Source organism: Streptomyces sp. ISL-11, assembly GCF_018614525.1.
Classification (GTDB): Bacteria; Actinomycetota; Actinomycetes; order Streptomycetales; family Streptomycetaceae; genus Streptomyces.
This window is the reverse complement of the sequence record NZ_JAGGOL010000121.1, coordinates 37579-43578: the sequence shown is the minus strand read 5'-3', so window position 1 is coordinate 43578 and position 6000 is coordinate 37579. Positions and strand designations below refer to the sequence as shown.

General features: G+C 72.1%; 7 protein-coding genes. 3 read left to right on the top strand and 4 right to left on the bottom strand.

The features are described from left to right. Positions 1–660: hypothetical protein (locus tag J7E86_RS23215; protein WP_215083791.1), on the top strand; the 660-nt coding region annotated here is incomplete at its 5' end. 175 nt (positions 661–835) lie between these two features. On the opposite strand, the gene J7E86_RS23210 is transcribed toward J7E86_RS23215, so the two are convergent. Next, positions 836–1162 carry a hypothetical protein gene (locus J7E86_RS23210; protein ID WP_215083789.1) on the bottom strand — a complete coding sequence of 109 codons (327 nt, stop codon included), beginning with the start codon at positions 1160–1162 and terminating at the stop codon, positions 836–838. A 98-nt stretch (positions 1163–1260) separates the two neighbouring features. On the opposite strand from J7E86_RS23210, the gene J7E86_RS23205 reads away from it, so the two are divergent. Continuing rightward, positions 1261–1491, top strand: a complete 231-nt coding sequence (locus J7E86_RS23205; protein WP_215083787.1) for a DUF4287 domain-containing protein — start codon at positions 1261–1263, stop codon at positions 1489–1491. 167 nt (positions 1492–1658) lie between these two features. On the opposite strand, the gene J7E86_RS23200 is transcribed toward J7E86_RS23205, so the two are convergent. Continuing rightward, entirely contained in the window at positions 1659–2186 is a 528-nt protein-coding gene (locus J7E86_RS23200; RefSeq protein WP_215083785.1) for a DUF4232 domain-containing protein, read from the bottom strand. Positions 2187–2365: 179 nt separating this feature from the next. After that, the gene (locus tag J7E86_RS23195) at positions 2366–3715 is read right to left on the bottom strand and encodes a helix-turn-helix domain-containing protein (RefSeq protein WP_308312696.1); all 1350 of its coding nucleotides are present in this window, start codon (positions 3713–3715) and stop codon (positions 2366–2368) included. 205 nt (positions 3716–3920) lie between these two features. Here J7E86_RS23195 and J7E86_RS23190 point away from each other — a divergent pair, with 205 nt between their 5' ends. Continuing rightward, positions 3921–4658: a DUF4232 domain-containing protein gene (locus tag J7E86_RS23190; RefSeq protein ID WP_215083781.1), complete on the top strand. Its 738-nt coding sequence runs from the start codon at positions 3921–3923 to the stop codon at positions 4656–4658. 383 nt (positions 4659–5041) lie between these two features. Here the strand turns inward: J7E86_RS23190 and J7E86_RS23185 are convergent, their stop codons facing one another. Next, complete coding sequence (locus tag J7E86_RS23185; protein ID WP_215083779.1) at positions 5042–5917, bottom strand: Bax inhibitor-1/YccA family protein; 876 nt, start codon at positions 5915–5917, stop codon at positions 5042–5044. Positions 5918–6000 lie beyond the last annotated feature (83 nt).

Below are 6000 nucleotides of genomic sequence, written 5' to 3'. Positions count from 1 at the left end.
CCCGCCGCCCGGCCCGCCCCCGGGGCCGAGATCGCGGAGATACGGGCGGCGGTCGCCGACGCCCTCGCCGAGGAGCGGGAGCGGGAGCTGGCCGAGGCCCGCGCGTTCTGGGCCGCGCAGGAGGCACGGGAGCCCGGCTCCCTGGACACCCCCTCGCTGCTGGGCGGCCTGCCGGGCTTCGGCGACGACCTGGGCGCCGAGGGCCCGTACAGCGGCCTCTACCTGCCCCGCCAGGCCGACCTCGTGGGCCTGGAGCCGCTGAGCGAGGCCGCCGAGGCCGAGGCCGCGGACTCCCCTGAGCTGGCCGCCGCCCGGCGCCGCCACCCCTCGCACCCGGACTTCACTCCGGCCGCCCTCGTCGGGGACCACGAGAGCACCGTCGAGCGCCTCACCGAGCTCGCGGACGCCCGCGTTCCCCTGACCGATGTGCGCCCCGGGCCGCTGGGCACCCTCGACGTGTACGTGTTCGCCGACGGCACCACCGTCTGTATGACCCCGGGCCACCGTGAGACCGCGGAGCGCCTGGAGGACGCCCTGCGCGCCGGCGAGACGCCCGTCCTGCTGGGCGGCTCCGGGGTGTCCGGCGCGTTCGCCCTGACGTTCCGCTGCGCCGAGGAGAGCGTCTACGTCCTCGCCGACCGCGTCATCGCCTCGCCCTGACCCGGCATCGCGCCGTGCGCGGCACCGCTGCGCGGTGGTGTCCTCAAGCGCCGGACGGGCTGACAACGGCTGAGCTCAGCCGAAAATCAAGCCTGTCCGGCGTTTGAGGACGCGCCCGCAGGGCGCCCGCCGCCGCAGGCGGCAACAACAGCCCGCAGCCGAAGACCCGCACCGCCTAGACCCCGCAGCGCCGCGCGGCCTCCTCGACGAGCGCCACCGCCTCGGCCACTCCGGCCCCCTCGGGGGCCATCGCGGCGAGCGCCTCGGCCAAATCGTGACCGGCCACCGCCACTTGGTCGGCGACCGCGAACATGCCCGCTTCCGGCATTTCCCTCGGCTCGGCGGTCCCCGGTTGCTCGATCCGCTGGGTCCACGCGGACAACTCACGGGCCAGCGTCAGCGCTTCCGCCGCGGCCCCCCTGCTCAGACGGGACTGCGGCAGGGTGCGCAGCCGGTCGGCGAAGGCGTCCACGGCGGCCAGAAGAGGCGTCACATCATCCACAGCGTGAGCCTATGCGCCGTGGACGGACTGTTGCCAATGCCTGAACACTCAGGCACGGTGACAGGAAGGACCCTCAGCCGACGCGTCCGGAGGCGCCGATGTCCCACGTCTTCTCCGACGAAACCCACCGGAACCTGCTCTCCCGAATCCCCCATTGCACCGGCCGAGAAGTCGCCGACTGGCTGCGTACGGTCGACGAAGGCCCCTCCCTCTTCCGCTTCGAGGAGAAGGTCAGCTGGCTGCGGGGCGAGCACGACCTCGCCTATGGCCACGCCAAAGCGATCGTCCACGAGTACGACCTCCGCAGGGCCGCGCGGAAGCTCCGCTAGCCGGTACGTCCGGCTCCCCCCGACCCTGCCCGACACCACGGCGCGCAACGGGGCATTCCACGGCGAAGGGCCCGGGAAGACGAGGTCTTCCCGGGCCCTTCGTCAGCTGGGGGTGTCCCCCAACAGGCGCTCACATGATCCGCCGGACAAGCCCTGCGGCAGCGCCGTCACCACACCAAGGCGTCGGAGGCATGGGACTGCCAGTAGGTGACGGCCGCGCTGTCGTCGATCCACGTGCCCTTCGGGAGGGCGATCGAGTCGGGTCCGCCCTCGGAGCCGTCACCGCTGTCGAGGAAGACGTGCACGGTGCGGACGTCACGCCCGTTCTCCCCGGAGCCGTCGGCGGACGACAGCCGGATGCCCGCGTAGGCGGACCGGCCCGGCTCGAGCGTCACGACCGACTGCGGCGCCGACTCCTCGATCGCCTGGGCGCCGACGTACGTGTCGTTGTCGAAGCCCAGGAGCGGGGCCTTGACGAGGGTGCAGGACTCGGAGCCGGTGTTGGTGACGGTCAGCAGCTGGTGGTTGACCGGGCGGCTCACGTTCCGCACGGTGAAGTCGGCGGACGAGGTGGAGCAGAGCGCCCGGACCGGGCCCCGGTCCGCCTGCGGGGCGGCCTGGGCGGGAACGGCCGCCGTCGCCAGAAGGGCGGCGCCGGACAGGGCGGCGGAAGTGATGAGACGTGCGAAGCGCATGAGGCTCCTCCTGATGGGAGGTCAGTGACCGGTGGTCTCCCCGGTGTTCCGCGAGGCCTGATCAGCCTGCGGCGCCACCTGTCCCCGCTTCAAGGCCCGCCCGGCATTCCGGGACGGCCACACACGGCCTGACCTGCGCACATGCCAGGCCGTGGAACGCCTTGGTGGAACAGGGACGGTCAGCCCTGGGGGGCGGGCGACCACCGGGTGTCCCCCGGCGGCTGCTGATACGAGGGCCTGCCCGTGGAACCGCTGGTGTGGAAGGGCCTGCCCTGGTCGTCGATCCTGAGCACCCCGCGCCGGCTGCCGCTGGACCACTGCACTTCCAGATGCCATCGGACATCATGCTGCTTGACGTCGGCCTTGACGTAGAAGACCTCGGGGTCGGTCCGGCTGACCTTGTACGGGAAAGCGCGCTGGCCGGCCATCGGGGTGAGGGCGGGTGACCCGGCGTCGAGGTCGACGCCGAAGGACCGCGTCGCCACGTCACCGCCGCAGCCGACGCCCGCGGCGTAGGTGTTCCAGGCGAGCGGCGCGTTCGTGCCGTCCACCCGGACGTGCAGTTCTTCGAGCACGACCGTGTGCGTGCCGGTCCCCTGCAAGGTGACCTTGACGAACTGGTGGTCGGCGGTGACGGCTCCGAGCTCGGACACCCAGGCGGGCGCGTCCTGCTCGATGGGAGGTTTCGGCATCTGGTCGGGGGGCCGGTTGACCAGGAAGCTCTGGGAGCAGGGGCTCTCGTAGGCGTAGGGCCGGGTGTGGACGGTCAGCGGAGCGTCGCCCTGGTCGTCGCCGCCCTTGTCGTCACCGCCGTCCTGCTTGCCGGCGGGGGAAGGGGACACGGTGCCGTCCGGCCCGGCGGAGGCGGCGGGCTCGCCGCTCTCCTTCTCCTGTTTCTCCTTCGGGGAGGACGGCGTGGCGACCGGGCTCGTCCCGGACTTTCCGGGCTTGCCGGGCCCGGTCACCTCGGTACCCCTGGAAGAGGAGGCTCCCGGGGGCCGGGGCCCTTTGCCGTCGTCACCGCCGCCGGCGAGGCCGACGGCGAGCGCGGCGGAGCCCATCACACAGGTGACGGCCAGGGCGGCCAGCACGGCCTTCCGGGGCCGCCATGCCCGCTGTGGGCGGCCGTTCGACGAAGCCGGAGGAGTCGGCCCGCTCGACGGCGTGCCGGCGGGACCGGGAGGGGCGGCCGCCACGTCGGGTATCGGTGTCATCGCCGCCTCCTCTGCCGGAGCCGTGGGCTCCGGCTGGGCGGCGTCGGCTGACGCTCCGTCCGCCTGCGGCTTACGGCCGCGCGCCGCGTCCGCGAGGATCCACTGCCGGTGGACCTGGATCAGCTCTTCCGGAGTGGCCTTGCACAGGCGCGCCAACCGCTCGACCGGAGCGAACTCCGTCGGCACGGTGGACCCGTTGCAGTACCGGTGCAGGGTCGACGTACTGACGTGCAGCCGCTTGGCCAGCACTCCGTAACTCAGGCCGGACCGCTCCTTCAGCGATCGCAGCAACTCCGCGAGATCGCTTGCCCCCACGCCACTCCTCCGTCCCATGTCCTCGTTCCAGAGAACACCCATTCCCCCAGGTCAGAGCCGGTGCCAACGTTCCAGCGTCCCTAACCGGCCAGCGGAGCTGGCGCCCAGGACACGGCGTCGCACAAGCTTTCGTCATCCAAGCACGCCGCTCCCGGCTCCGGTCGAGTGGCGCTCCGCTGCCCGCCCGTGAAGAAAGAGATCCGCCATGCGCGCCTCCGTCCGCCGACCCCGTCTGCTCGCCGTCGCCTCCCTCGCGATCGCCGCGCTCGCCCTGACGGCGTGCGACAAGGGAGAGGGAACCCGCGAGGAGGGCGCCGCCTCGCAGCCCGCCGAGACCCCACAGTCGCCGGCCCAGGACAAGCCGGCCACCACGCCTGGCGGGACGGCCACCGCCAAGGCCCCCGCCGCGAAGGGGACGGGCGGTACGGGCACGGGCGGTACGGGCGGTACGGGCACCGGCAAGGGAGGGGGCCGCGCGTCGGCGCCGGCCGCTGACGCCGACCCGGACGCTGACGCCGACCCGGACGCCCCGGCGAACCGCGTGCCCTGCACCGCCGACAACACCGAGGTCGTGGCCACCCAGGTCTCCCGCCCGCTCAACCACATGCTGCTCACGATCACCAACACGGGCTCCACCCTGTGCGACCTGACGGGCTACCCCATCGTCAAGTTCGAGGGCGCCCAGTCCGTCCCGCCGGTCATGGGGCACACCAAGCCGCAAGCGGTCACCTCGCTCCGGCCCGGCAAGAAGGGCTACGCGGGCGTGATCCTGTCCGCCGGTGATGGCCGGGGTGGCGAGGGCTACACGGCCCAGAGTCTGGAGATCGGCTTCCAGGGCAGCGACAAGATGGCCGAAGCCGCCCTCCAGGCCAAGGGCGTGCACATCGACGACTCGCTGCGCGTCACGTACTGGCTGACCACGCTTGAGGACGCTCTGTCCTGACCACGGCGTATCAGTGGGCCGCCCACGGCTGCAACGACGCGATCTGCGGGACGCGGATCTTCTCCAGCACCGGCGTGAACTGAGCGCAGTCCGCCCGCTGACCTGGGGCAATGACCAGGAACAGCGGGCGGCGGCAGACGGGCCAACTACATGATCGGCGGGACAGGTCCTAGCCGTGTCCGGCCGATCTTCGGCTGCGGGCCGGCTTTGCCGCCTGCGGCGGCGAGCGCCCTGCGGGCACGTCCTCAAACGCCGGACGGGCTGGATTGCGGCTGAGCTCAGCCGCTTTCAGCCTGTCCGGCGTTTGAGGACACCACCGCGCAGCGGTGGTGCACACGACACGGCCCGCAGCCGCCCGCTCACAATGATCCGCCGGACACGGCCTAGTCGTTGCCGGCGATGGCCGAGACCAGCTGGAGCATCTGGACGTAGATCCACACCAGCGACAGGGTCAGGCCGAAGGCCGCGTGCCAGGAGGCGTCGCGGGGGGCGCCGTAGCGGACGCCGTCCTCGATCTCCTTGAAGTCGATCGCGAGGAACGCCGCGCCGATCAGCACACCGAGGACACCGACGCCGATGCCGAGCCAGCCCGACCGCAGGCCGAGGCCGTCACCGCCGCCGAAGACGGCGAACAGCATGTTGACCATCATCAGCAGGACGAAGCCGATCGCGGCGGCCGTCACGAAGCGGATGAAGCGCCGGTCGACACGGATCAGGCGGGTCTTGTAGGCGATGAGCACACCGACGGAGACCGCCATCGTGCCGAGCACCGCCTGCACGGGGGCGCCGTCCGCGTACTGGTTGTACGCCTTGCTGATCACGCCGAGGAACAGGCCCTCGAAGGCGGCGTAGCCCAGGATCAGCGCGGGGACCGGCTTCGCCTTGAACGACTGGATCAGGCCGAGCACCATCGCGACGATCGCCGCGCCGAAGCCGACGCCGACGGGGACGTTCGCCGCCCAGCCGACGGCCGCCAGCAGGATGACCGTGCCCAGCGTCATGCCGGTGCGCATGACGACGTCGTCCATCGTCATCCGGCTCGGCTGCGGCGGGGCGTACGGGGCGCCCTGCTGAAGGTCCGGGCCGCCCTGGGCGTACGGGTTCGCCGCGTACGGGTTGGCCGGCTCGGCGTAAGGGTTGCTCGCGTAGGGGTTGCCCTGGGCCGCGGTCCCGGCCTGCGGCCCCTGCGACCCCGCGTTGAAGCCCGCGTAGCCATTGTCGCGGAACCGACGCGAGAAGACCGGGTTGCTGCTCCTCATCTCACTCCTCCATGGCCACCCTGCGCGGCCTTGCGACCAGGGTAATAGGTAGGCAAAAGAATGCGCTCGTGCTTGGGGACGAT